The sequence below is a fragment of the Pantoea sp. EA-12 genome (genome assembly GCF_030053355.1).
GTDB classification, from domain to species: domain Bacteria; phylum Pseudomonadota; class Gammaproteobacteria; order Enterobacterales; family Enterobacteriaceae; genus Pantoea; species Pantoea vagans_C.
The window spans coordinates 1-709 of sequence record NZ_JASGBY010000040.1; the positions used below are offsets into that span (position 1 = coordinate 1).

At 49.5% G+C, this 709-nt stretch carries 2 tRNA genes and 1 rRNA gene; all 3 read right to left on the reverse strand.

Annotation, left to right across the window (positions count from 1 at the left end):
- Positions 1-267: 267 nt before the first annotated feature.
- Positions 268-343 (reverse strand) — tRNA-Ala (locus QMZ30_RS25770).
- A 149-nt stretch (positions 344-492) separates the two neighbouring features.
- Positions 493-569 (reverse strand) — tRNA-Ile (locus QMZ30_RS25775).
- Positions 570-643: 74 nt separating this feature from the next.
- A 16S ribosomal RNA gene (locus QMZ30_RS25780) occupies positions 644-709 on the reverse strand; the annotation flags it as partial.

The window sequence follows — 709 nt, forward strand, 5'->3', positions numbered from 1 at the left end:
TTAGCACGTCCTTCATCGCCTCTGACTGCCAGGGCATCCACCGTGTACGCTTAGTCGCTTAACCTCACAACCCACAGGCGTTTTTCAACGCATGCAAGCTGCAAGCATTTGAGAGACTCGAACACATCGTAAATTTCATTCTTATTACGGAGAATGAAAACGACGTGTCGTTTCAATTTTCAGCTTGTTCCGGATTGTTAAAGAGCATAATACTTCGCAGCACACCGTTGCCGGTACGCTCTGAAGTATTGTTTTGAGTCACTGTAATGGTGGAGCTAAGCGGGATCGAACCGCTGACCTCCTGCGTGCAAGGCAGGCGCTCTCCCAGCTGAGCTATAGCCCCATACAGTTACTGCAGAGACCATCTACTACCACTCACCAGGAGTCACATCCTTCTCACGAAGAATGTTAATTTCTTCTCAGGCAAGGCAAAGGGTCGCGACGTATAGCTGACTATACGAGCGGCGCTTTAACGCAGCATGAGGAGAAATTTGGTAGGCCTGAGTGGACTTGAACCACCGACCTCACCCTTATCAGGGGTGCGCTCTAACCACCTGAGCTACAAGCCTGTAGAGGTTTTTTCTGCTCGTTACTTTTCTATCAGACAATCTGTGTGAGCACTTCGCGGGAAAGTATCTTCAGGTAAGGAGGTGATCCAACCGCAGGTTCCCCTACGGTTACCTTGTTACGACTTCACCCCAGTCATGAA